Genomic DNA, 22,824 nt, shown 5'->3' on the forward strand with positions numbered 1-22,824 from the left:
GCATACCGATCACCGCGGCATCTATTCCGGCCGCGAGGCTGCTGAGATGTGCACCTTCGGCGATGCCGAAGCGATCAGCGGGCTCGCCTTCCGCGGCCGCCAGCTGACAGATGCCAAGGGGCAGGCAAGTTTTTTGACGGCCTATCCCGGATGGTACAAGGGCCGTACGCCGCATGTTCACTGCCGCATCCTCGTCGAGGGCAAGGAGCTTCTCATCAGCCAGATCTATTTCGATGATGTGCTGAGCGATATCATCTATAGTGAGCATCCCGACTATCTCGGGCGCCCTGCCCGCGATACGCGCAACGACGAGGACGGCCTCATCCCGGAGGATGCGGCCGACCACATGTTCGATTTCGAAAAGCTCGATAGCGGCGTGCTGTCCGCCACCATCACCATCGGCCTCTCTGCCTGAGCGCGGCAGCGGCGGGGTTGCGCACCCTCGATCACGACGACATCTCCGGCCGTGGAACCCGACACGAGGAAAGCGTCAAGGTCGGCATGTCGGTCGGGGGACTATATGCCCGCATACCATTCATAACCGCGATCCTCCCAGAAGCCGCCATTGCCGCCGTAGAGCTGGCCGAGATCGGCGACGGCTTCGATGCCGGTCAGGTATTTTGCCTGCTTGTAGCCGAGCTGCCGCTCGACCCGGAGCCTCAGAGGCGCGCCATGGGCAACTTCGAGATCGCGGCCGTTCATGCTGTGGGCAAGGATCGTCTGGGGGTGGAACGCATCGACGAGATCGATGCTTTCGTAATACCAGCCGCTGCCGTCGAGCGTCTTTTCATATTCGTCGGCGCAGTGGAACACGATGTAGCGGGCTTCGGGTTTCAGACCGGCCGTCTGAAGCAGCGCACCGAGCGGCACGCCTGTCCATTTGCCGATCGCGCTCCAGCCCTCGACGCAGTCATGCCTTGTGATCTGCGTGCGGGCCGGCAGCGCTTTCAGCTCCGCCAGCGACAATTGCATCGGCTTGTCGACCAGCCCGCCGACTTCGAGTTTCCAGCCCGAAAACCGCTGGTTCATCCAGTCGATATAGCGGGCATTATCAGGTATGCTCGTGCCGTTGGCGCGGAAGGTCGGCGAGATATCAGCTTCGGTGAACTCCCGGGCGAGCGCGTCGTCACCGAGCAGGAAGCGTTGCGTCTTCATGCTGAAGCCTTCGGCGATCTTCAACACCGATTTCGTCCGATCGTTTTCGACGAGGGCATCGCAGCCGGCGAGCCCCAGCGCCGATGCCGTCATGGTCGCGCCGATCAGGAAGCGACGCCTGGTGATGATGCGGCTCATGACTTTCCTCCCTGCCCGATGTCGTAATAGCCTGTGACCATCGAACGCAGATTGTTGAACACACCCGAGACCAGCACCATCGCCACATGCACGGCGACGAAGGCGACGAGCGAGAAGGCGGTCAGGAAATGCAGCGTGCGGGCCGATTGCCGGCCGCCGAACAGATCGAGTAGCCAGGGCGCGACCGCATTGAAGCCCGGCGACATGGTAAGCCCCGTTCCGATCATCAGCGGCAGCAGCACGAAGATCACGGCGACATAGGCGAGTTTCTGTAGCGTGTTGTAGTGGCGTGCCTCGGCCCCTTTGGGAAAGCGCAGCCGGGCGTGACTGACGATCTCGTGGCCGAGATGCGAAGGCTTCAGCTCTTCGGCCGCCGGCAGCAGATCGCGGCGGAAATGCCTGCTGACAAAACCATAGGCGAGATAGATGAAGCCGTTGATGACGAACAGCCAGGCAAAGAAGAAATGCCAGCGCCGGCCCGATGCCAGATCCTGGTAGGTCGGCAAGGTCAGCCAGTTCGGAAAACCGCGCACAGCTGCCTCGCCATCGACATTCGAAACCCCGAGAACGCCCGTCGTGTCGAAGCTCAATCCGCCCAAGTGCGTCACGCCCTTCAGCACATCGCCTTCCTGTTCCGCCTCCATGGAAATGAAGGACGGATCGTCATCGGCGCCATACTGGCCCCAATAAAGCGCCGGATGGGCGTTGAATATCTGCAGGCCGCTATACAACAGCACCGTCATGCACAGCACGTTCACCCAGTGCGAGAGGCGCACCAGCAGCCCATGGCGGTAGAAGAGCGTGCGTTCGCTCGCCATGCCGGCATCGGTCGTAACCATTGTAGTTCCTCCGGATCGGCATAAAAGGTCCTCGCGAGAAAGGACGCGGCCGCCGACGATAAAGTTTCAGCGGCCGCGGCTAAACTTACTGCATCGCGTCGCAGGCCTTCATCATCGTGTCCTTCTTCATCGTGTCCTTTTCCATGCCGGCATTGTGCATGCAGTCGGCCTTGGTGCTGCCGGTCGCCATTGCGTCCTTGGACATGGCGTCCTTCGACATCGTGTCGGTCTTCATGCTGTCTTTCTTCATGGCATCGCTTTGAGCGCTGGCGGCGCCGGCAAGCGACAGGCCGATGACGAATGTGCAGGCGGCAAGGCTGGAAAGGATCTTGGTCATGAGGATCTTCTCGGATCGATTGACATGTCCGCCGGCACCCGCCGACGGCTCGCGGTCCTGAATTCGATCCCCTTGCGAAGGCGGTTACAGCCTCACGCTTATGTGATAGCGCTACAGCGCCCTTTGCGTCTTTTGGAGACGCGCAAAGGACGCTGTACACTTCGAATTGCCGCCGGAAGATTTTTGAACCCGCCTGTAACCAAAGCGTCATCCACCCGAATGATATTGCAGACGACATGACGAGCGCCCATTCGGAACAAGCACTGAAGATGCTGATGCTTCTTTCCCTCGACGGGGACGAGGCAGCCTATCGGCGTCTGCTCGTGACGTTGCGAACCCTGCTCGTCGGTTATTACGGCGGGCGGATCGGCACGACCGCGAAATCCGATACGGAAGATCTCGTGCAGGAGACGTTGCTGGCGCTGCATTCGCGCCGGGCGACCTATGACAGGGAGCGGCCGTTCACCGCGTGGTTCTTCTCGATTGCCCGCTACAAGCTGATCGACCACCACCGAAAGCATGGCGGCCGGTACAAGGCGGAAATAGAACTGGACGAGGAGATCGAAGACGATTTCAGGGAGGATGCGATTGCAGCGCGCATGGATGTCGAACGGCTGTTGAACGGCCTGCCACAGCACCAGCAGGAGCTGATCCGTCAGGTCAAGCTCGAGGGGCAGTCGGTAGCCGACACGGCAAGCCGCACCGGACAGTCGGAATCGGCGGTCAAGGTCGGCGTTCACAGGGGCATCAAGGCGCTGGCGGCAAGATTGCGAGGTGGAATGTGAGAGAGACTGAGGACGTGATCGACAGCCTTGTTCGGGATCTGAAGCCGGTGCCGAGACATGCGCTCGAACGCCGCTTCGCACTCGCCGTCCTGCCGGCCTTAGCAGTCTCGCTGCTGCTGATGCTTATCGTCCTCGGCCTTCGTACCGATATGACGCAGGCGCTGATGCTGCCGGCCTTCTGGATCAAGTCCGCCTACAATGCCTTGCTTGCAATCGCCGCCTTCGCAGCCGTTTACCGCCTGTCCCGGCCGGATGGCTCGGAGGGCCGCTTTTTCGGGATTGCCGCGGCCATCATACTCGCCCTCGCCGTCATGGCGGTCATCCAGCTCGCTTTGTCGCCGGCTGCAAGCTATCCCGTGCTGGTGCTCGGTTCCTCCGCCCTGCATTGCCCGCTGCTGATCTTTGCCTTTGCCATGCCGATCCTGATCGCAAATACCTGGGCTCTCCGTGGCGGCGCCCCGAGCAACCTCGGCATCACAGGCTTCATTGCCGGCATTGCCGCCGGCGCATCCGGCGCCTGGGTCTATTCCTGGTTCTGCACGGAAAACGGCCTGCCCTTCGTCACCCTCTGGTATTCGCTCGGCATCCTGCTGACCGGCGCAATCGGCGCACTGCTCGGCCCCCGCCTCCTGCGCTGGTAGCACCGGCTGTTTGCGGCAGGGCACCACTAATCCTTCATCCGGCATGAAACCAGATGCAGCATTCCTGCGTACTACTCGGGGGATGAGTCTTGCGTACCCCCCTGAATAGGAAAACACAGGCAGCGAGGAATGACGGCATGGTCAGGAAAGAAGGCGTAGCCCACCTCACCCGGCAAGCAGCGGAACAGGGGCTGGCCAGGCTGATGATGAGGCTGCCGGCGACGCGGGCAACGATCAGAGCAGTTGCGGCGAGCCAGCCCCATCTTTATGAATTATGCGGCGCCTACGGCGAAGCCTGCGCCGTCCTCGATCGCATGCGCCGGGATAGATCGGCCGATCCCGCAATCATCACTGAATACGAGATCATCTGCGCGGAAATCGAAGTCGACGTCATCAGGATCCTGTTCGGCGATCAATGAGACTTCCCAAGTGCTGGGCGGACTGCCGCCGCGATGATGCAGCGCCATTTGCAGCCGGCATCCCCATCATCCCAGCAGGTCATCCACATGGATGGAGACGCTCAACGTATCCGTGTCGAAATGCAGCGAAGTCCCGTCGGAGATCTTGTAGTGGAAGGTGTCGCTCACGTCTCCGCTGAGTCCGGCGAGCTTTGCCGCGTCGGCCGTATAGGTGTAATCGCCGTCACTGTCGACATGGATGGTGCCGTATTGGCCGGTCAGCGTCACGCCGTCCTTGTCGACGAATTCGCCCTCGAAGCGGCGAAGCAGCAGATTTCCATTGGCCGAGCTGTCGTTTTCGAGGAGATTGCCGTAATGGGCGCCATCCAGATCGGAGGCGATTTTCAGGCTGTCATGGGTTGCGACAAGCGCAGGCGCCGTGTCCGTGTGCGTCGTATCGCCGACCGCGAGACTATCGCTGCTCGCAAGCATCATCGCCTGAGCCTCGTCGAGCGTGGTGTTGTTGCTGACGGGAAAAGTGTTCGCGGCAATGATGGCAGGAGATATACTGTATGGCCTCACATCGCTGGCGATGACATTGTCGTGGAAGGAGCCGGATGCCGGCCTGTCGACCTTTAGCGCTGCCTGCGACAGGTCGTCGAAGACGTTGTTGTGGATCTCGATACCCTCGCGAACGTAACTGGTCGTGCCGGCGGCGCTGACCACCACGCCCCATACGCCGTCATGGATATAATTGCCTGATATATCGTAGTCCCGCGTATTGCCCTGATCGCCGAGACCGATGGCATAGGACCAGCTGTAGCCGCCATAGCCTGAAATATCGTTGTCGTGGATAGTGACGTTGGTGCCGGCCTGTGCGCCGATTCCGAAACCGCCACCGATAATCGCGTTGTCCTCGACCAAGGCATTTACGGACCGAACGAGCGCGATGACACCCTTCGGCGTAGCTGCGCCCGTCTGGTCGAGGTAATTGCCGCTGATGACGATATTGCTGCTGTCGTTCATCTGGACGGCATCTGCCGCGGTGCCGTGGGCATTGGTGACGGTGTTGTTGAGAAAATTGACGCCGTTGACTTTTTCGATCCAGACGCCGTCGCCGTTCACGTCGTTGATCGTGCTGTTTTCGATGGTGATGTTCGAGCCGGTCCGGAAGGTGATGGAACCTGATTTGCCCGCCAGTCCGGTGTGATCGACCTCGACGTTGCGGACCGTCCAGTTCGAAACATATCCGCCATAAATGGCTGCCCCGCCGGTGTCCGAGATCTTGATGTTCTCGATGACGATGTTCGATGCATAGAGGCTGTGGATGCCGTCATTGGGGCTATGGATGACCGGCGCATCGCCGACACCATAACTGCCGATCGTAATCGGAGCCGCAACGCTGCCGGAGTATTTAAGGTCGAGCTGGTCGTTGAACACGCTTCCGGCGGCGAGCAGCACGCTGTCGCCCGGCTGCAGTTTCAAGTTTTCCACCGCCCAGAACGATGCAAACGGCGTGGCCTCGCTCGTCCCACTGTTGCTGTTGGAGCCTATCGCTGGATTCACATAATAGATTGCCATATCGCCTTGTTCTCGAATTGCCCGCGCAGCCGTCTGAATCGGCTGCGACGCGTGGATCGGATGCGGTCGGGGCTAAAGGCCATGTCAAAAGGCCTTCGATATTGCCCTCACGACGGTTGGCAGACCTGTGGGCCTGCCTTGGTCCCGAGAACGCCTGGCGGAGGCGTATCCTGGAAATGACAACTTATACGAAAACAATCTACTAAATAACGACCGAAAGGTGAATGAATGATAATCGTACACCTCGGCGACGTATGGTCGCAGAGGTGAGATGTCCTGTTTCAGGTCAGTCGCAAGCCGGAAAGGTTGAGGCCGTATTGCAGCCCCTTACCCTCACCCGGCGGCAGCCGGATGAGGGAACACTGCGGAGCCATATGATGGCGAGAGCAACGCTTCCGGGGAGCCACGCCTCCCCGGAAGGAACGCCTCCCGGCATAGCGCCGCTCCCGGCACCCTCACCTCAGCTCAGCAAGCCATCCAGATGGATGAAGACGGTCAGCGTATCCGCGTCGCTATGATGCGAGCTTCCATCGTTGATCCCGTAGCTGAACGACTCGCTCACATGTCCGCTATGGTCAGGGAGCTTCGTTTCATCGAGCGTGTAGGCATAGTTGCCTTCCCGGTCCACATGGATCTCACCATATTCCCCGGTCAGCGTCAGGCCGTGCTTGCCGACGGTTTCGTCCCCGAAGCGCCGAAGCGCCAGGGTGTCGTTATCCGAGCTGTCGTTTTCGAGGAGATTGCCGCGATGGGCGTCGCCCGTATCGGTGAAGATTTTCAAATTGTCATGGACGGCGACAACCGCCGGATCCGCGGAGGCCTCCGTGACTGCCGCGATCTTCGCAACCGGGCTTGCCAGCGCCGTCTCGACATTGGCGACCGTATGGTTGCCTTTGACCGTGAAGGTATGCGCGTCGGCAATGGCCGGCGATATGCTGGTGGCCTTGGTGCCGGTCTCGATCGTATTGTTGTAGAAGGAGCCGGATGCCGGCCTGTCGACCTTCAGCGCCGCCTGCGAGAGGTCGTCGAAGACGTTGTCGTGGACCTTGATATTCGTGCGGGTATAGCTGGCGCCGCTGGGGCCACTGACGGCAACGCCCCATGCGCCGTCATGAATATGGTTGCCTGAAATATCATAGTCCCGCGCATTGCCCTGATCGCCGAGACCGACGGCGAAGGACCAGCTGTAACCGTGATATCCGGATATGTCGTTGTCGCGGATGGCGACGTTCTTGCCAGCGGGCGCGCTGATGCCGAAGCCGCCGCCGGTGAGCACATTATCCTCGACCACTGCATTCGTTGCCCGCACCAGTGCTATCACCCCCTTCGGAGTGCTGGCGTCGGTCTGGTCGAGATGATTGCCCTTGATCAGAATATTGCTGCTGTCATTCACTTGCACGGCATCGGCCGTCGAGCCGTTCGCGCTGGTGACGGTGTTGTTGAGAAGCTTGACGCCGTCGACCTTCTCGATCCAGAAGCCGTCGCCTTTAACGCCCGATATCTTGCTATCTTCGACCGTGACGTTCTTGCTGCTCCGGAAGGTGACGGCGCCTGCGTTTTCCGACAATCCCGTCTTGGCGATCTCGACGTCGCGGACCGTCCAGTTGGTGACACTGCCGCCATAGATGCCCGAACCGCCGATATTCGATATTTTCAGGTTCTCGATGACGATGTTGGAGGCATAGAGACTGTGGATGCCGTCGCCGCTGCTGTGGATGACGGGTGCCGCACCCGTCCCGTAACTACCGATCTTGATCGGCGCGCTCTCGCTGCCGGAATATTTGATATCGAACTGCTCGTTGAACACGCTCCCCTTGGCAAGAAGCACGCTGTCGCCGGGTTTCAGCTTCAAGGATTCCACTTTGGACAAAGTCGCAAAAGCCGAATTCTGGCCCGTTCCGCTGTTGCGGTCGGAGCCACTCGCTGAGTTCACATAGTAGACTGTCATATCGCCATGTTGCCCTATTCGTCGGATCGTTATGTCGCCGCGGGATCGTCCAGGATCGGCCAATCGGATGCGGCGGGGGCAAACCGGCCACGGCAAGAAGGCGATAAGATGTTGTCAATGCGGCAATGGGCGGGCTCGCGCGCCTCATTCCACAGGCAATTGCCTGGCGTGATAAAAGTTACAACTTGGGCCGAGAAATCGGCTACTTCGAGGTGAATAAATCGCGGCGTGTTTGCGCGAGGCACACGTCGCCTTCCGTCTATGCGCCATGTGATTCTTGCCTTCGCTTCGCTTGCGCTCAGGGGGTGAGGAGCGCCCGCGACGAACGCCTTGAGCGTAAGCGAAAGGCGCACTCCAAGGTGAAACCCTACCCCCCTCGCCCTCAAGGCCGAGGTCAGCGGCAACCATGTCGCAGCGATGGGGAGACCTCAGGCCCTACAGCGCCGCGCGTCTTTTCAGACGCGCAAAGGACGCTGTAGCACTTTGAATTGCTGCATAATTTTATCCTTAAATCGATCCCGATTTAAGGAATTATGCAGTAGCCGCTTCGGCCTTGATCTTCGGCTTCAGCAGGATGATGAGAAGCAAGCCGGCGATGATGAGTGCCGCGCCTTCGAGGTGATAGCGTTGCAACTGCTCGCCAAGGATCAGATAGGCGAGCACGGCGATGAAGATGGTCTGAATGTAGAGGAGGACGCCAGCCCGAGCCGCGCCCAGCGCCTCGATGCTGCGATTGAAGAGGTAGTACATGACCGCCCCGCCGGGGATCGCGACATAGGCGAGCGCGATGAGCCCGCTGCCGTTGAGCGTCGAGCGCTCGTCTGAGAATAGCTCGAAAAGGTAGAAGGGCAGCGCCGTCAGCACCGCCGCACCGAGCAGCAGCACCAGGAGCGCAAGGCGATTCATGTCGAATTTCGCGCGGCGGAGCAGGACGGTATAAAGACTGAAACAGAACGCGCCGGCGACGATCCACAGTTCACCCGGGTTGAAGTCGAGCCGCATCAGCGCGGCCGGACTGCCCTTGATGATGATGACCACGATCCCGAGAAAGGCCAGGATCGATCCGATCACCTGCCAGCGTCCCATCGGCTCGGCCAGCATCAAACGGGCAAGGATCATGGTGATGATCGGGATCAGGGCGATGATGATGCCGGCAGTGGTGGCATCGGCATGTTCGAGGCCGACAAAAATCATGCCCTGGCAGATCGCCAGTCCCACACCGCCAATGAGAAGCAGTTCGAGCGGGCGAGCCCACATCAGCGCGACCATGTCGCCAAAATGCCGGCGCACGATCGGCATCAGGATCGCGAAGGCGATCAGCACGCGCCAGAAGCAGAGCGCCCAGGGTGGCATCTCGGTAGAAACCCATTTCGCCGCGATATAGACGCCGGCCGACAGCAGCCAGCAGAGAACGCCCACGGAATAGGCGGCGGCAAGCGAATTGCCTGCCGCCTGTTCCGTCCCGACCGTGTCGCGATGGACCGCCAAGACATTCATTGCCATGGCTGAGTTATGCCACAGTTTCCATGGGCTGAACAGATGAGGGGCGGCGCTCCGCCCGTTGCGGATGTCTCCTTCGGGCCGATCAGGACGGTCGCCGTGATGATGTGACCCGCCCGGAAGATTTAGACAGCCAGCCCCTACCGTCTCGCCCGCAAAGCCGAGGTCAGCGGCAGCCGTGTCGCCGCAAGTGCCGGCAACGCGCCGCCGATGATGCCGATGGCAAGTCCCAGCAGGCCGGCGGTGAGCACGACATCGGCGGTGACGTCGAGCTGGAAGGCCATCTTGGTATTATTGGCGCCCATCGTGCTGGCCTGCCAGCCGTTGAAGGCGAGCCATGAGGCGAGGATGCCGAGGGCGGTGCCGGTGATAGAGAGAGCCACGGCCTCGACCCAGGTGGCAGTGAAGGCCGGCAAGCGGCCGAAGCCGAGCAGCCGCAGCGTGGCGATCTCGACGGTCCGGTCGGAGACTGAGCTCATCATCGTGTTCAGCGCCCCGGCCGTAGCGCCGACCGCCATCAAGAGCGCGATCGGCCAGCCGAACAGGCGGATCAGGGTCTCGGTGCGCTCGGCCTGCGCGGCGTAGAGATCGGCCTCAGAGACGGCGGTGAGCGGCGGACCCGAGAGACCGGACAGGCGCGCGCGCAACGTCGTCAATGCGCTCGCGGCATCGCGCCCGCCATCGAGCCGCACGCGCAGGCTCTGCACCTGCCCCTGCCGGTCGAAGGCCGATTGCACCGCCTCCAGATCCGCCCAGATCTCGGATTCGAAGGCGCTGCCGCCTGAGGTGAAATGGCCGGCGACCCTCCAGTCGACCGCGCCGAGGCGCACCGTCTCGCCGACGGCAAAGCCTGGGAAAGTCTGGGCGATGCGGGCGCCGACGACGATCTCGCGGGCGCCGGGCGAAAACAGCCGCCCTTCGGAAAGCAGGGCGCGCTCGCGCAAGCCCGGGCCTGCCACGTCCATGCCCCTCAGCGACAACGTCTGGTCGGCACCGTCGCTTGCCCTGATATCGACGGGAACGACGGTCTCGCGCGATAGCGTCGGCCCGCCCGCACCGTCGCGGGCAATCCCCGTGTCACCGCTCATGGCGGCAAGGCTGCGGATCGCCTCGGCCGGCACATCCGAGCCGGTCTCCTGGTTGGTGCCGCCGCCTAGGATGACGACGACATCAGGCGAGCCGGCCCCGGCAAGCGCGGCATCGAAGCCGCGCGCCATCGCCAGGAAGCCTGCGAGCACCGCCACCACGAGGGCGACCGAGAACACCATCGACAACGAGATCGCCAGCCGCCGCGGCAGGCTGCCGAGATTGACTCTGATCATGAGAAAGATCTGCTTAAGCGCTGATGACATTGGACTATCTCGATCTGAAGGCATTGACGATGGGCAGGCGCATGGCATTGGCGGCAGGAAGCAATCCAGTCAGGAGGCCGAGACCGGCGATGATGGCGACGGATTTCAGCAGCACGGACGAGGTGAAGGCGAGGCCGAATTCCGGCCCGGCAAACAGCGTCGCGAGCTTGGCAAGCACCAGCCCGCCCGCGCCGCCGGCGGCGAAGACGAACAGCGTCTCGCCGAGGACCAGCACCATGATCCGCCCGCTGGAAAAGCCAAGCACCTTCATGACGCCGATTTCGAAGCTGCGCTCCCTGACGGCAAAGAGCATGGTGTTGACCACGATCATCAGGATCGTCACGAAGGCCGCGCCGACGACGAGGCTGACGATCAGGCCGATATCGGCGAACTGCCGCAAGAAAGCCTCGATGAACTGCTTTTCCGATTGAGTGCGCGTCGGTGCCGCCGAATTGGCAAACAGCGCGTCGATCCTTGCCGCCAGCACGCCGGATGAAACGCCCGGTCGCGGTCGCACCAAGAAGCCATCGACTGTATCCTTGCCGCGGGCGCGCGCCGCATTGACGGCATCATAGCGGGCGATCATGAAATACGTGTCGGTGCTGGCGTCGGCCCCTTCGAAGATGCCGGCGATTTCGAAACTCCAGTTGCGGCTGCCGCCTTCCCTTGTCAAGTGGCTGGTGACCCCGATGCGCTGGCCGACCGACCAGCCCTGCGCCTCCGCCAGCGCCCGGCCGACCAGCACCCGGTCGCGACCCTCCTCCAGCGCTGATATCAGCTGCGGCGTCAGCCCGAGCTCGTCGCCATTGGCCGCGGCGATCAATCGTGGATCGACCGCGCTCGTCATCAAGACATTTTTCTCGACATCGACGAAGCCCCGCATGCGCGTCATATAGGCGACGGCCGCGACATCACTGTCCGCCGCGATCCTGTTGAGATAGGCGAGCGGCAGCGGCTGCGCGCGGCCTGATTTGTTGAAGACGCCGAGCAGCGTATCGCTTGCCCCGGCCGCCCCTTGCGAGCCGCTGAGGAAACTCGCCGTCAGCCCGTAGATCAGGAAGGCGACGCCGACCGAGAACATCAGAAGCGTGGCCCGGAGCGGCTTGCGCCAGGCATTGCGCCGCATCAGCTGGAAGAAGGTCATTGGCCCTGCCTCTCTTGGCTGATGAATTCGCCCTTGTTGAGATGCAGCGTGCGCCGGGCAAAAGAGGCCGCCTCCGGATCATGCGTGACCATGATGATGGTCTTCTGAAGACCTCGATTAAGAAAGCCAAGCATGTCAAGGATATCGTTCGCCGATTTCCGCTCTAGATCGCCGGTCGGCTCGTCGCAGAGAAGCAAATCGGGATCGCTGACGATGGCGCGCGCAATGCCGACGCGCTGCTGCTGCCCGCCGGACATGCTGGATGGAAACTGCCGCTGCCGCCCGGAGAGCCCGACCAGATCCATCACGGTCTCGACGCGCGCCCGCCGCTCCTTGTGCTTGAGCGGCTTCAACAGCAGCGGCAGCTCGATATTCTCGCCCGCATTCAGCATCGGCAGCAAATTGTAGAACTGGAAGACGATGCCCATGCTGTGTGCCCGCCAGGCGGCTCTGGCGCCTTCGCCCATCTGCTCGAGATGGCTGCGGCCGATCCTGATCTCCCCTCCGTCGGGGCTGTCGATGCCGCCGAGCATGTTGAGCAGCGTCGATTTCCCCGAACCCGACGGCCCCATGACGGCGACGAACTCGCCGCGTGCTATGGAAAGGTCGAGCCCCGAAAAGATCGGGATCGTCTCCACGCCGATCCTGAATGCCTTCCTGACGCCGCGAAGCGCGATATAGGGTTCTTGAGTGTCGGTCATCGCTCTGCTCCTTGCTGATGGTCTGTGCTATCCCCGGCCTCACCCACCAGAAGGCGGATGCGCGCGGCCATGGCGGGGCGCATGTCTGACGGCGGTGAGGAAAGTGACAGGCGAAGCGTCACCGTCCCCTTCTCCCGCGAAATCATCGGCGCGATCTTCGATACTTCGACCGCAAAAGGCCGGTCGGGAAAGCCGTCGAGCACCGCCTCGCCACGCAAGCCCGGCCGCATCAACGCGATATTCGCCTCGGCCACATCGGCATCGATGACCATGGTTGCCATGTCGGCAATCGCAAGCAGGCTTTCATTCTCCCGCACGCTGTCCTCGCGCGACAGCACGGTGTCGCCGACATGTGCGGTAAGCCGCGTGACGGTGCCTGATATCGGCGCCCGGACGGTCAGCGCTTCCACCTGCTCGCGCGCCCTGTCGATATCGAGATCCGCCTTGGCCACGTCCTGCCGTGCCTGCAGGGCGGCATTTTCGGCAGTGTCGAACGCCGTCTTCGCCTCCTCCAGCATCTGCGCCGACATCGCATCGCGCCCGGCAAGCCGCTCGGTGCGCGTGAGGGAAGACCGCGCCTGCGCCAATTCAATAGTCTTCGCCGTTAGCGCCAGCTCCGCCGATTGCCGGGCGATCTCGGCCCCCTGAAGCGCAAAGCTGGCGCCGGCATCATCGAGCCGCACCAGCACCTGCCCCGATACGACCCTGTCGCCCGCCTCAACCTCTACGGCAGCGATCCAACCTTCATATTTGGAGAAGATGGTGGCGATATCGGGGGCCACGACGTAGCCGGAGCCGGTGACTTCCCGGGACGGCAATGCCCTGTCCGCTGGGTTATTGGAGGGCGGAGCCCGGATAGGACCGGCGGCGGGCAGGTCGGCTCCATTGACGGATATTGCGGCCTCGTCCTTGCCTATGAGACCTGCAAGCACAGTCTCGATGCGCTCCAGCGTTTCGGGCCGATAGAAAAGAACCACCGCCAGCGATGCCGTCGCGGCAAGGGCCAGCATTGCTCCGGGGATCACATGTCGCCGGACATGGGGCTCCAGCGGTTCCGTCTTGAAGGCCGCGGGCTCGATCGAAAGTGATCTCAGCTTAGCGGCAAGGTCTCGGTCATGTTCTGATGTCGTGTTCATGCCGCCAGAATGACCAACGGCGACAAAACCGCGACCTCGAACGCGTTTCTGACAGTCCTCGATCGCGATTGTGTACTTGGCGCGGCAAGGCACCCGGGGTCAGCCCTCATGGTAAGGAGGCCCGAAGGCCCGTCTTGAACCACGAGGGCGGGTGATTGCGTGGGTACAGACTGGCTGGATGAAGCGCCGGTTGCCAGCCCCGTCCTTCGAGGTCTCTACGGGGCGCTCAGGATGAGCTGGAGAGAGGACAGGGCGTCACTTCAGGACGAAGCCGAAGAGACGCCGGATCCGCCCTTCCTCTCACGCCAGGCAAGCGGCGTCATATCCGTGACACGGCGGAATTCGCGGTTGAAGTTGGACTTGGTCTGGAAGCCGACCTCGAACATCACCTCGGTCACCGATTTCTGGCTCGCGGCAAGCAGCCGGCAGGCCTCGCCGATCCTGTAGTCATTGACATATTGCGAGACGTTCTTGTCCATCGCCCGATTGATCGCCGCCGAGATCTGGCGGGCGGGAATGCCGGCCTTGCGGGCCAGCCGGTCGAGATTGAGATTGGCATCGCGATAGAGTTTTTTTGCCTCCATCAGCGCATCGACCGTGGCGATCGTCTCCTTGTCTTCGGTCGTTTCGGACTTCAGCACCGTCTCCACCGCCTCGGCCGGCGCCCGGCTTCGGCTGGCGGCGGCTGCCGCGATGCCGAGGATGACGAGAACCGCGAGATTGCTGACGCTGATCAGCGTCAGCGCATGCTCGCCATGCGCCCATGTGAAATCGAAAAAGACGAAGATATCGACCGAGGCCGACAGGCACAGCGCCGCCGCCGCGAAGATGATCGCCCGATAGGCCGGCACCGCTCCCTCGAAGGGCGCTAGCCGAAGCGCATCCGCGCCCGGCCGCATCAGAAGCAGGATCGCCAAGGCATAGCCGACGAAAACAAGCACCAGCGCGAGATCGATCGCATCCCGCCGGAACACCATCAAAAGCAGGATGACCGCGGCAGGCACCGCATGCAGTGCAATGCGCGTCGGCAGCGGCCGCCGGCTCGTCCTCACCAGCCTGGAAACCCCGGCATAGGCAAGCGGCGGCACCATCGCCGCGGTGACAGGCGCGATCACGCCCGCCGCCTGCACCCCGTAGCCCCAGCGCAGGCCGGAGAGGACGGATTGCAGCACGGCGAGCAGGATCAGTGCCAGAAACGGCAGGTTGGGCTGCGCCTCCTCGTCGCGCCTGAGGACGGCAACGAAGAGGATGAGCAGCAGCAGGGCAACGACGAAAGGAAGCGGAATGAACAGCATGGCCTGATAGGATCGGAGTGGCGAATGGATGGCCATCATTGCCGAGATCCTCAGCCGGCGCGACCTCCATCATGTTTTAGGACGCGTTTTAGGCGGGGATTTTTTGTGAGCGGCATGCCGTGATACCTCGTCCGACCCTTTGGGTCGCCGGCCACAAGTCTCTATCCGCCATTAAGGTCGGTATGGTTGTTTTCCAGCCAATCCGACAGGCTGTCGAGATCGGCGACATCGCAGGTCCGGGTGATCAGCGCGGGCACGACCGCCTGCGCCTTGTCTTTCGGAAAGTTGCTCTACCAGGGCCTGCCTAGCCGAGAGCGCTTTGCGCAGCGCAAATCCGATCGACCAAAGCATCGAGATCGCCCTTTGGCGGACGGTTCTTGGCGAGGCGCTGCTTGAGATGCATGATCGGCTCCACCAGAATTTCATCAAGGCTCTCGGCGCAGCTGAAGTCGCCCGCCACGCTTTTGACCTTTGAATTGTCAAAGATCGCCGACCATGCCTTGTCGCCCCGCAGCGGGCCAACCCACTCCGGATTGTACCGGACCAGGGTGTCCGTCGGCACGTGTACGATCTTGGCCTCGACATCAAGCAATCTGGCGATCGTCTTTTGAATATCGTCCCAGATGTGGGCGCGGTCGGAGGTGATGTGGAAGATCTCGTTCAACGCCGCCGGCTTGCCGAAAAGCCCGACAAAGGGCACCGCGAAATCAACCGAGCGGGTCAGTGTCCAGGGCGTGTGGCCATCGCCGGCTACGATGGTGGGCTCGCCGTCCAGCATGCGTCTCGCCATAACGTCGCTGTCGCCCATCATGATCGGCAGGCCGGTGCGAACGGTGTGACTGGGGCGGACGATGGTCCAGGGGAGATTCCCGGAATTCTTGAGCAGAGTCTCACAGGCAATCTTGTCCTGGCTATAGCGCCAGTAGGGGTTCATCGCCGGTGTCTGTTCGGTAATCACATAATGGCGCGGCGGCTTTTCATAGACCGAAGCCGAAGAGATGAAGATGTACTGGCCGCAGTGCCCGGCAAACACATCGATGTCACGCGCGACTTGATCGGGCGTAAAGGCAATGAACTGGCACACGACGTCATAATTGGCCTTGGCCAAGTCCGCATAGGCGGGCGCCGCGAGATCGCCGACGATCGAGGTAACCCCCGCAGGCAATGGGTCGCCTCTCAAACTGCGGTTATAGACGCTGACATCGTGGCCCTGAACCACGGCGCGCTCGACGCATGGATATGAAATCTGGCCGGTACCGCCAACGAAAAGGATTTTCAAAGCCATGTGAAGGACCTCGGGATGTAGCGGGGATATGCCGTCAGTCTTCATAGCGCGAAAGAAATCGGTCGTCTCCTGCAAAACACGTGCACCGGCTCACGTCGTTTGGGTCGACCTGTCGCGTAAACCAACGTGGTGGCATTCCGCATAAACCGATCGGACGACGTGAGATTCGGCCGCAACCAGCCATTGCCGATACCGCAAAGATCTCTATCTCAAGCCAATAATGCCCCTTCTGTTTGAGATCAGCACAAGACGGAGGCTTACTTGAAGGATTATCTGCCCTATGCAGCCGGGGTGCTGGCAGGATTATTGGTCGCCTTCCTCATGTCTGGCCTGTTGGCGCTGACGGAGACACCGCAGCTCATACTTTTCGCATTGCTGCCGGCCGTCGGTGGCGCGCTCGTCGAACGCGTTTGCCGTCGCCGGCCCAACAATTCTTGAAGGATTCCATGGCAAGGCTAAAAGAAATCGTCATCGATTGCGACATTCCCTCGCGTGTCGCCCGGTTCTGGGCGGAGGCGCTCGATGGCTACGACGTGATGCCATATGACGACGAAGAACTGGCCCGCCTCGCCGCTCTCGGATTGACACCCGAGACTGACCCGAGCGTGATGGTCGAAGGTCCCGGAACCCGCCTTTGCTTCCAACTTCGCCAGGGGGAACGTCCCGCCCGCAACCGACTGCATCTCGATATTGCCACCCCCGATCGGGCCAGGGAGGTAGAACGGCTTTTATCCCTCGAAGCGAGCTTCGTCCGGGAAGCGGATGGCTACACGGTCTTGAATGATCCCGAAGGCAACAATTTCTGCGTGGTGTCAGAATAATCCGCTCCGCGCCGAAAGCCCGCGCTGCAGGATGAACGGCATCTATCTCAGGACGGCTATACCGGAGCCAAACCGGATCTCCCACGGAATGTCTGGATCAGTCGCGATTCAGGAATTCGAGCACGCGGAGGGTGAGCAGCGCGGTCGCATCCGCATCATAGGACGGCAGCGAGCTGTCGGCGAAGTAGTGCTGATCGCCCGGGTACAGGAAAAGCTCCGCGTCCTCGACCTTCTCCACGATCTCGCGGGCGGCGTCGATGTCGCCCTCGCCGACGAAAATCGGGTCGTTGTCCATGCCGTGGATCTGCACCGCGACGCCCTCCGGCCAGGGTCCGAAGGCCCACTCGCCGCTGATCGGCAGGCAGGAGTAGAAGAGCAGAGCCCCGCGGGCGCCGGGCCGCGTCTGCGCCAGCTTCTGCGCCGGCAGCACACCGAACGAGAACCCCGCATAGACGAGCCCGGGTGGCAATTCGTCGGCGACCCGGACGCCGCGCTCCCTGACCTCGTCGAATCCGATCTCCCCGATATAGGCGAGACCCTCCTCGATGCTGGGGAACGTGCGCCCTTTAAACAGGTCAGGCGTGTGCACGATATGGCCGGCTGCCCTGATGTCATCGGCGAATGCACGCACACCCGGGGTCAGCCCTTGTGCGTGGTGAAACAACAGGACCTCAGCCATACGGAGCCTCCGGGTGGGATGGTCGGGCAAACATTCTGCAACTCTACAGCGTCATTCCCTCGCCGGGAAGAGTGCCGACACGGTACAGAAGCTGCCATGGTCTAGGCGTGGCAGCAGGAACCGTTTCCGGTGTCGTCGGGCGAAGGCTGCAGGCGATTGTCGACGCTCTGGCTGTTTCCTTCCGGCGGCAGGTCCATGGCGGTGTTGGATGCGAAGAAGCCGTTTGGTTTCAGCGTGAAGCCGGCATATTCCACGGGCATGATCGGAAAATCCTCGGGCTTGCAGACATGGGTATGGCCGAAGGAATGCCAGAGCACGACATCGGCATTCTCGATTTCCCGATTCTGCTTGACATAACCCGGCAGGCCGTCGCCGCCGGCGTGCACGTTCGGATAATCGCCGCTCGCATATTTTTCCCTGGCATCGAAGGCGGTGACCCAGATGTGTTTCTTGGCGAAGCCGCCGCGCTGGGCAACGGTCGAATCCGGCTGGGCAAGCATAACAGGCGACGGCATGACGACAATCTTGTAGCCCGGCGCCTTGCCGACGCTGTTCTGGATGTTGGGGTTGGAGACTTTCCAGTAACGGCCGGTCTCGCCATTGGCGAGTGCCGGCGAATCGAGTTCGCGCTTCAGCACCCGACTCCTGGTATCGAAGACATTGCCATAGGGGTTGTCTTCACCCCAGGGACGCGGCACGAACTCATGCTCGGTCACGGTATTGTCGCCGCCGTCGACATCCATGTGCAGACGCGCATTGAAGAAATGCTGGTGGGTCGGACCGCCGAGATGGTCATCGACCATGCCGCCCCATGGATAGGTTTCGCCGGTCGCGACCGCCGCGGTCTGGATGATGCCGGTGAGCTTGGCTTCGAGTTGGATCGTGCCGTCCTGGTAAAGATACCAATAGAAGCCGTAATCGTAGTTGCCGACGGTTGCGAAGAAGGAAATGACGAGGCGGCGCGAACGGCGCACTTCGAAAATACCGTTGCGGAATTCGTAATGCTTCCAGAGGATGCCGTAATCCTCCTCATGCATGCAGATGGCATTCTTCATGATGAAGGGCTGGCCGAAATCATCGGCCGCCGGCACGTCGAAATAGTGAATATGGCCGAGGCAGTCGCAGCCGAGTTCGAGGCAATTGGCCAGGCGTCCGAGACCATATTCGCCAGCATCGAAGGCGCTTTTCCAATAGTGGTTCGCCGTCGGATCGGCATAGGGTACGACCATTTCGGTGACACTGGCGCGAAAGACGACTGGCCTTAGCCTGCCCTGATCCTTGATGCCGAGTTCATGCAGAACGAGCCCCTCGCGCGGGGTGAACCCGACACGGAAACTCCAATTCTGCCATTCGACTTTCCAACCGTCGACAGTAAAGCTCGACCCTTGCGGCTGAACGATATCCAGCGGCTTGAGATCGGGCCGTGGTTCCGGGAAGGTTTCGCGGCCATAATTGTGCTTCTTCCTCGGGACCGGAATGATCTTCTCATCGTCGACGAGATCGACCACTCGGTTGGTGATCAGATCGACCACCGCCACCACGCCCTCGATCGGATGCGCGTAGCCGTTGTCACGGATATCCTCGCGCCAATAGGACACGGCGCGGACGATGCGCTTTCCCTTCTCGAATTCGCGGCCAAAATAGCCCGAGGAAAAAGGATCGATCTGGATGAGCGGAATATCCTCGTCGGTAATGCCGCGCTTCTTGACGGCAGCGATCCAGCGCGGATCGGATTTGACGGTGCCTTCAACGGTTTCGAATTCGCACAGCATGATCGGCGGCTGGCCATAGGGCAATTCATCGACGGGCAGCCGGATATAGGAGGACACCGTGCCGGCAGTCACGTCTACGACGCCCTCGAAGGTTTCGCCATTGCTGATGTCGATTGCCAGGATGAAGGCGAGGCGCGGCAGCCGGTCGCCCAGGCGATAGACGGCAAGATCCGCCTTGGTCGGCTCCTCCAGCCGGGTTATCGGAAAGCGGAAGGTGGGTGCGAGTGTCTGCGTATCCTTGAGTATGGCAACGGCAGAAGCGATCTCGTCGAGGCTCAGGGGATCGAGCGGATGGGTGACTGCGACAACGGCGTCCATTGAAATACCTCTTGGTTTCAAGCCTCTTGGTTTCGGGGGGAGACGACGCACCATGGCGCGTCGCAAGTTGCGGTGATCAGGATCGACCGGAGCAGATCTGCGTATCGATCATCATCTGGTCCGCATGAATGCAGAACACCGAGCAGAAGGCGTGTGCCTCGACGGCAACCAGCAATGTTGCGCAGATCAGGATCGCGACCGCGAGCACCAGAAGGCGATCGACGGGTGCAAGTTCGGCAACGGCACTCATTCGAAGACCTTTCCAAGGGAGGCATAGAGAGCGGGCTTGGATCTCTTGATCCGGATCGCAAACAGCGCGCCAAGAATGCCCACCAGCACCATGGCATAGGGGAAAGCCTTGACGATCAGGCTTTCGCTGCCGGAAAGGAGTGAAAGATTGGAACTGACCAGCACGAGCGAACCCATGAGACCGAGGAGCGCCAGCGTCGGAGCGGTCATCGTGGTCCAGGCGCTGTAGCTGTTCGGCGTCTTGCGGAAGAACATGATGATCGCGACGGAGACAAGCACCTGGACCAGCAGGATACCGATACCCGCCAGCGCGGCCATCCACGAGAACACGACGGTGTAAGGATCGGCGCCGAAGATCACGAACAGGCCAAGGACGACGGCCGCGATCAGGCTTTGCAGCAGACCGGCAGCATAGGGTGAGCCATGCTTGGCGTGAACCTTGCCGAGCACCTGGGCTGCCAGGCCTTCACGGCCAAGGGCGAAGAAGTAGCGGTTGAGCGTATTGTGGAAGGACAGGATGCAGGCAAACAGGCTGGTGATCAGCAGCACGTTCATCGCCTGGCTCGACCATGCACCAAGCACGGAATTGGCGGCGGTGAAGTAGAAGCTGTCGAGGCTGGCAGCCGCAGCAGCCTGCACCTTGCCCGGACCGTAGAATTGCACGATTGCCCAGGTGGAGAAGGCATAGAAGAGGGTGATGAGCAGCACGGCAACATAGGTGGCGCGGGGGATGGTCTTTTCCGGATCTTCGGCTTCCTCGCCGAAAATGGCCGTAGCTTCGAAGCCGATGAAGGAACCGATGACGAAGACCAGCGCCACACCAAGACCGGGCGCAAAGACCGACGATGGCGCGAAGGAGGAGAAGCTGATGCCTTCTGGTCCGCCGCCTGAAAAGACGATGGCAAGATCCAGAACCAGCAATATGGCGATTTCGGCAATCATGCAGACGCCGAGAATCGCGCCCGAGAAGGCGATGTTGCGCTGACCGCAGACCAGCACGACGACGAGTGCTGCGAAGGCCCAAGCCCACCAGGGCAGGACCAGCCCGAGCGGCGCTATGGCGTTGGCCATGAAGAAACCGAACAGGCCATAAATGGCGATCTGAACCGCGCTATAGGTGACCAGCGCCATGAAGGCGCCACCCACACCCGCCGGCTTGCCAATGCCGTGGGTTATATAGGTGTAGAAGGCTCCTGCCCCGCCCACATGCCGGCTCATGGCGGTGAAGCCGACCGAGAAGAGCAGGTAGAGCAGGCCGGCAAGCACGAAAGCGCCGGGGACGCCTGCACCATTGCCAAAAGCGAAAGCGGCCGGCGAAGCGCCGACGACGGCCGTGAGCGGCGCGGCCGCGGCAACGACGAAGAACACGATATGGGCGAGGCCTACCGAGTCCTTGGCCAGACGACGCTCCGGCGATGATGGTGCGGGCATGCTTGCTTCCAGTATCATGGAGAACCCCTCTTTGCTTGCTTGTTGCCAAGAAGGTAAGCGCGGCGATCTGGCCCCGAAATTGCAGTTTATGCCAATGAATCGATAATTCGCGCCACGAAGTTCACCGGAGACGCTGAAAATGGCAGTTGCATCGCATTTGATCAGCCGCATGCCCGCAGTTGCTTCAATTCGAGCCTCCGTTTTGATCCCGCTGGTGCAACAAATCGATAAAAGATCCGGGAAAACCGACCTTCTTCTGGCTTCGCACGGCATTCTGCGCTCGCAACTGGAAGATCCCTACGCTGTCCTGCCCATGGCGCGTTATGTCGCGCTGTTCGAGGAAGCCGCGACCATAACAGGCGAACCGGCACTGGGAGCCCGCATGGGCACCGGATTCAAGCCCGCCGACATCGGCCCCATCGGCATGCTCTTTGCGCTCTCGCCGACCATTCGCAGCGCTTTCGAACGGCTGTCGAAATATGTCAACGCGGTCCAGGGCGCGACCAGTTCCGGCGTGTTCGAGGAGAATGGCGATTTTGTCTGGACCTACCGGATCGTCGATCCCGGCATGTGGCCGCGCCGGCAGGACAGCGAATTCACGATCGCCGCCTCCTGTCAGCTCGTCCGTTCGTGCTTCCGCCGTGGCTGGCGGCCGATCGAAATTCAGCTCGAGCATCACGCCCCGCGCGACGCCGGCGTGCTGGAACGCATCTATGGCGCGCCGATCCTGTTCGGCCAATCCGGCAACCGGATCGTCATGAACAAGGCGGAGGCTGACCGTGTGCACCGTGCGGAAGACAAAAGCCTGATCGAAATCCTGGAGCGGCATATCGGCGATCTGGTCAACGAGCGAGCGGCCGGCGATATCGTCACGGAAAAGGTCCAGGCTCTGATCAGCATCTATCTCGGCCGCAAACCGGTGACGGTTGCAACGCTTGCCGCCGAACTGAAGATGTCGCCGCGAAGCCTGCAGCGCCGGCTGTCAGAGGAAGGCGTGTCGCTTCGCGATCTCGTTCGCCAGCACCGCCAGACACTCGCCACCCACTATCTCGGCGACCGACATGCCGCACCGATGTCCGAGATTGCGCGTGTGCTGGGTTATGCAGACAACACCGTGCTCTGGCGTGCGCTGCGATCCTGGGAAAAGAAGGGGAACGACCCATCTTCGACAGGTTGATCGAAGATGCACGGCAACGGAGATCGCCGATTGCTGCCCTACGGACGGAAGCAAAAGCCCGGCATCCTCCAGCGCCCGAGCGCGGCATTCTCCAACGCCCCTATAGTGACGGTGCCTACTTCTCCTCCCTCATTCCTGTGCT

Annotated in this window: 22 protein-coding genes and 1 pseudogene; 7 read left to right on the plus strand and 16 right to left on the minus strand. The window is 61.4% G+C overall.

Annotation, left to right across the window (positions count from 1 at the left end; translation table 11 throughout):
• A pseudogene (locus FY112_RS18455) lies at nt 1–415 on the plus strand (protocatechuate 3,4-dioxygenase); the annotation flags it as partial.
• A gap of 101 nt (nt 416–516) precedes the next feature.
• Here FY112_RS18455 and FY112_RS18460 read toward each other — a convergent pair.
• The 3 genes from FY112_RS18460 to FY112_RS18470 all read right to left on the minus strand — a co-directional run bounded on the left by FY112_RS18460 (nt 517) and on the right by FY112_RS18470 (nt 2,469).
• Complete coding sequence (locus FY112_RS18460) at nt 517–1,293, minus strand: molybdopterin-binding protein (protein ID WP_151519019.1); 777 nt, start codon at nt 1,291–1,293, stop codon at nt 517–519.
• Nucleotides 1,290–2,132, minus strand: coding sequence for a cytochrome b/b6 domain-containing protein (locus tag FY112_RS18465; protein WP_017961000.1), 843 nt, complete (start codon nt 2,130–2,132; stop codon nt 1,290–1,292). Before FY112_RS18465 ends, FY112_RS18460 begins: the two co-directional genes overlap by 4 nt.
• 85 nt (nt 2,133–2,217) lie before the next feature.
• Nucleotides 2,218–2,469 carry a pentapeptide MXKDX repeat protein gene (locus FY112_RS18470; RefSeq protein ID WP_017961001.1) on the minus strand — a complete coding sequence of 84 codons (252 nt, stop codon included), beginning with the start codon at nt 2,467–2,469 and terminating at the stop codon, nt 2,218–2,220.
• 236 nt (nt 2,470–2,705) lie between these two features.
• Here FY112_RS18470 and FY112_RS18475 point away from each other — a divergent pair, with 236 nt between their 5' ends.
• The 3 genes from FY112_RS18475 (at nt 2,706) to FY112_RS18485 (ending at nt 4,314) form a co-directional block, all read left to right on the plus strand.
• Nucleotides 2,706–3,254: a sigma-70 family RNA polymerase sigma factor gene (locus FY112_RS18475; RefSeq protein ID WP_017961002.1), complete on the plus strand. Its 549-nt coding sequence runs from the start codon at nt 2,706–2,708 to the stop codon at nt 3,252–3,254.
• Nucleotides 3,251–3,895 (plus strand): NrsF family protein, encoded by a 645-nt coding sequence (locus tag FY112_RS18480; RefSeq protein ID WP_131645590.1) that lies wholly within the window; start codon nt 3,251–3,253, stop codon nt 3,893–3,895. Before FY112_RS18475 ends, FY112_RS18480 begins: the two co-directional genes overlap by 4 nt.
• Before the next feature lie 137 nt (nt 3,896–4,032).
• On the plus strand, nt 4,033–4,314 hold the full coding sequence (locus FY112_RS18485; RefSeq protein WP_131709399.1) for a nodulation protein: 282 nt from the start codon (nt 4,033–4,035) through the stop codon (nt 4,312–4,314).
• Nucleotides 4,315–4,380: 66 nt separating this feature from the next.
• On the opposite strand, the gene FY112_RS18490 is transcribed toward FY112_RS18485, so the two are convergent.
• From FY112_RS18490 to FY112_RS18535, 9 genes are all read right to left on the minus strand, one after another.
• Nucleotides 4,381–5,874, minus strand: coding sequence for a right-handed parallel beta-helix repeat-containing protein (locus tag FY112_RS18490; RefSeq protein WP_131709400.1), 1,494 nt, complete (start codon nt 5,872–5,874; stop codon nt 4,381–4,383).
• Nucleotides 5,875–6,334: 460 nt separating this feature from the next.
• Nucleotides 6,335–7,822 (minus strand): right-handed parallel beta-helix repeat-containing protein, encoded by a 1,488-nt coding sequence (locus FY112_RS18495; protein WP_017961005.1) that lies wholly within the window; start codon nt 7,820–7,822, stop codon nt 6,335–6,337.
• 531 nt (nt 7,823–8,353) lie between these two features.
• Nucleotides 8,354–9,325, minus strand: a complete 972-nt coding sequence (locus FY112_RS18505; RefSeq protein ID WP_027668996.1) for a DMT family transporter — start codon at nt 9,323–9,325, stop codon at nt 8,354–8,356.
• Between the two features lie 137 nt (nt 9,326–9,462).
• The gene (locus tag FY112_RS18510; protein WP_017961007.1) at nt 9,463–10,674 is read right to left on the minus strand and encodes an ABC transporter permease; all 1,212 of its coding nucleotides are present in this window, start codon (nt 10,672–10,674) and stop codon (nt 9,463–9,465) included.
• A 4-nt stretch (nt 10,675–10,678) separates the two neighbouring features.
• Nucleotides 10,679–11,818 carry an ABC transporter permease gene (locus FY112_RS18515; RefSeq protein WP_151519020.1) on the minus strand — a complete coding sequence of 380 codons (1,140 nt, stop codon included), beginning with the start codon at nt 11,816–11,818 and terminating at the stop codon, nt 10,679–10,681.
• Nucleotides 11,815–12,519 (minus strand): ABC transporter ATP-binding protein, encoded by a 705-nt coding sequence (locus tag FY112_RS18520; protein ID WP_151519021.1) that lies wholly within the window; start codon nt 12,517–12,519, stop codon nt 11,815–11,817. The genes FY112_RS18515 and FY112_RS18520 overlap by 4 nt, the downstream gene beginning before the upstream one ends.
• On the minus strand, nt 12,516–13,748 hold the full coding sequence (locus FY112_RS18525) for an efflux RND transporter periplasmic adaptor subunit (protein WP_151519022.1): 1,233 nt from the start codon (nt 13,746–13,748) through the stop codon (nt 12,516–12,518). The genes FY112_RS18520 and FY112_RS18525 overlap by 4 nt, the downstream gene beginning before the upstream one ends.
• A 167-nt stretch (nt 13,749–13,915) precedes the next feature.
• Nucleotides 13,916–14,989: an AraC family transcriptional regulator gene (locus FY112_RS18530; protein ID WP_131628359.1), complete on the minus strand. Its 1,074-nt coding sequence runs from the start codon at nt 14,987–14,989 to the stop codon at nt 13,916–13,918.
• Between the two features lie 265 nt (nt 14,990–15,254).
• The gene (locus tag FY112_RS18535) at nt 15,255–16,235 is read right to left on the minus strand and encodes an SDR family oxidoreductase (RefSeq protein WP_151519023.1); all 981 of its coding nucleotides are present in this window, start codon (nt 16,233–16,235) and stop codon (nt 15,255–15,257) included.
• 261 nt (nt 16,236–16,496) lie between these two features.
• Here FY112_RS18535 and FY112_RS36820 point away from each other — a divergent pair, with 261 nt between their 5' ends.
• Both FY112_RS36820 and FY112_RS18540 read left to right on the plus strand, forming a co-directional pair.
• A complete protein-coding gene (locus FY112_RS36820; RefSeq protein ID WP_165504189.1) occupies nt 16,497–16,673 on the plus strand; it encodes a hypothetical protein in 177 nt (58 codons plus the stop codon).
• Between the two features lie 8 nt (nt 16,674–16,681).
• Nucleotides 16,682–17,056: a VOC family protein gene (locus tag FY112_RS18540; RefSeq protein WP_131628360.1), complete on the plus strand. Its 375-nt coding sequence runs from the start codon at nt 16,682–16,684 to the stop codon at nt 17,054–17,056.
• Between the two features lie 97 nt (nt 17,057–17,153).
• On the opposite strand, the gene FY112_RS18545 is transcribed toward FY112_RS18540, so the two are convergent.
• From FY112_RS18545 to FY112_RS18555, 4 genes are all read right to left on the minus strand, one after another.
• Nucleotides 17,154–17,765 (minus strand): dienelactone hydrolase family protein, encoded by a 612-nt coding sequence (locus FY112_RS18545; RefSeq protein ID WP_151519024.1) that lies wholly within the window; start codon nt 17,763–17,765, stop codon nt 17,154–17,156.
• Nucleotides 17,766–17,836: 71 nt separating this feature from the next.
• Nucleotides 17,837–19,825, minus strand: coding sequence for a primary-amine oxidase (locus FY112_RS18550; protein WP_151519025.1), 1,989 nt, complete (start codon nt 19,823–19,825; stop codon nt 17,837–17,839).
• 76 nt (nt 19,826–19,901) lie between these two features.
• Nucleotides 19,902–20,075 (minus strand): hypothetical protein, encoded by a 174-nt coding sequence (locus FY112_RS36825; protein WP_172426267.1) that lies wholly within the window; start codon nt 20,073–20,075, stop codon nt 19,902–19,904.
• Complete coding sequence (locus FY112_RS18555) at nt 20,072–21,523, minus strand: APC family permease (RefSeq protein WP_131709412.1); 1,452 nt, start codon at nt 21,521–21,523, stop codon at nt 20,072–20,074. Before FY112_RS18555 ends, FY112_RS36825 begins: the two co-directional genes overlap by 4 nt.
• Nucleotides 21,524–21,644: 121 nt before the next feature.
• Here FY112_RS18555 and FY112_RS18560 point away from each other — a divergent pair, with 121 nt between their 5' ends.
• Nucleotides 21,645–22,682, plus strand: a complete 1,038-nt coding sequence (locus FY112_RS18560; RefSeq protein ID WP_017961020.1) for an AraC family transcriptional regulator — start codon at nt 21,645–21,647, stop codon at nt 22,680–22,682.
• Nucleotides 22,683–22,824: the final 142 nt, after the last annotated feature.

It is taken from the genome of Rhizobium sp. PEPV16 (genome assembly GCF_008919455.1).
Taxonomy (GTDB): domain Bacteria; phylum Pseudomonadota; class Alphaproteobacteria; order Rhizobiales; family Rhizobiaceae; genus Rhizobium; species Rhizobium leguminosarum_Q.

What these genes read in the sequence shown, in the direction of transcription:
- FY112_RS18460 (WP_151519019.1), bottom strand. Translation starts at nt 1,293, where the DNA reads ATGAGCCGCATCATCACCAGGCGTCGCTTCCTGATCGGCGCGACCATG.
- FY112_RS18465 (WP_017961000.1), bottom strand. Translation starts at nt 2,132, where the DNA reads ATGGTTACGACCGATGCCGGCATGGCGAGCGAACGCACGCTCTTCTAC.
- FY112_RS18470 (WP_017961001.1), bottom strand. Translation starts at nt 2,469, where the DNA reads ATGACCAAGATCCTTTCCAGCCTTGCCGCCTGCACATTCGTCATCGGC.
- FY112_RS18475 (WP_017961002.1), top strand. Translation starts at nt 2,706, where the DNA reads ATGACGAGCGCCCATTCGGAACAAGCACTGAAGATGCTGATGCTTCTT.
- FY112_RS18485 (WP_131709399.1), top strand. Translation starts at nt 4,033, where the DNA reads ATGGTCAGGAAAGAAGGCGTAGCCCACCTCACCCGGCAAGCAGCGGAA.
- FY112_RS18490 (WP_131709400.1), bottom strand. Translation starts at nt 5,874, where the DNA reads ATGGCAATCTATTATGTGAATCCAGCGATAGGCTCCAACAGCAACAGT.
- FY112_RS18495 (WP_017961005.1), bottom strand. Translation starts at nt 7,822, where the DNA reads ATGACAGTCTACTATGTGAACTCAGCGAGTGGCTCCGACCGCAACAGC.
- FY112_RS18505 (WP_027668996.1), bottom strand. Translation starts at nt 9,325, where the DNA reads ATGGCAATGAATGTCTTGGCGGTCCATCGCGACACGGTCGGGACGGAA.
- FY112_RS18510 (WP_017961007.1), bottom strand. Translation starts at nt 10,674, where the DNA reads ATGTCATCAGCGCTTAAGCAGATCTTTCTCATGATCAGAGTCAATCTC.
- FY112_RS18515 (WP_151519020.1), bottom strand. Translation starts at nt 11,818, where the DNA reads ATGACCTTCTTCCAGCTGATGCGGCGCAATGCCTGGCGCAAGCCGCTC.
- FY112_RS18520 (WP_151519021.1), bottom strand. Translation starts at nt 12,519, where the DNA reads ATGACCGACACTCAAGAACCCTATATCGCGCTTCGCGGCGTCAGGAAG.
- FY112_RS18530 (WP_131628359.1), bottom strand. Translation starts at nt 14,989, where the DNA reads ATGATGGCCATCCATTCGCCACTCCGATCCTATCAGGCCATGCTGTTC.
- FY112_RS18535 (WP_151519023.1), bottom strand. Translation starts at nt 16,235, where the DNA reads ATGGCTTTGAAAATCCTTTTCGTTGGCGGTACCGGCCAGATTTCATAT.
- FY112_RS18540 (WP_131628360.1), top strand. Translation starts at nt 16,682, where the DNA reads ATGGCAAGGCTAAAAGAAATCGTCATCGATTGCGACATTCCCTCGCGT.
- FY112_RS18550 (WP_151519025.1), bottom strand. Translation starts at nt 19,825, where the DNA reads ATGGACGCCGTTGTCGCAGTCACCCATCCGCTCGATCCCCTGAGCCTC.
- FY112_RS36825 (WP_172426267.1), bottom strand. Translation starts at nt 20,075, where the DNA reads ATGAGTGCCGTTGCCGAACTTGCACCCGTCGATCGCCTTCTGGTGCTC.
- FY112_RS18555 (WP_131709412.1), bottom strand. Translation starts at nt 21,523, where the DNA reads ATGATACTGGAAGCAAGCATGCCCGCACCATCATCGCCGGAGCGTCGT.
- FY112_RS18560 (WP_017961020.1), top strand. Translation starts at nt 21,645, where the DNA reads ATGGCAGTTGCATCGCATTTGATCAGCCGCATGCCCGCAGTTGCTTCA.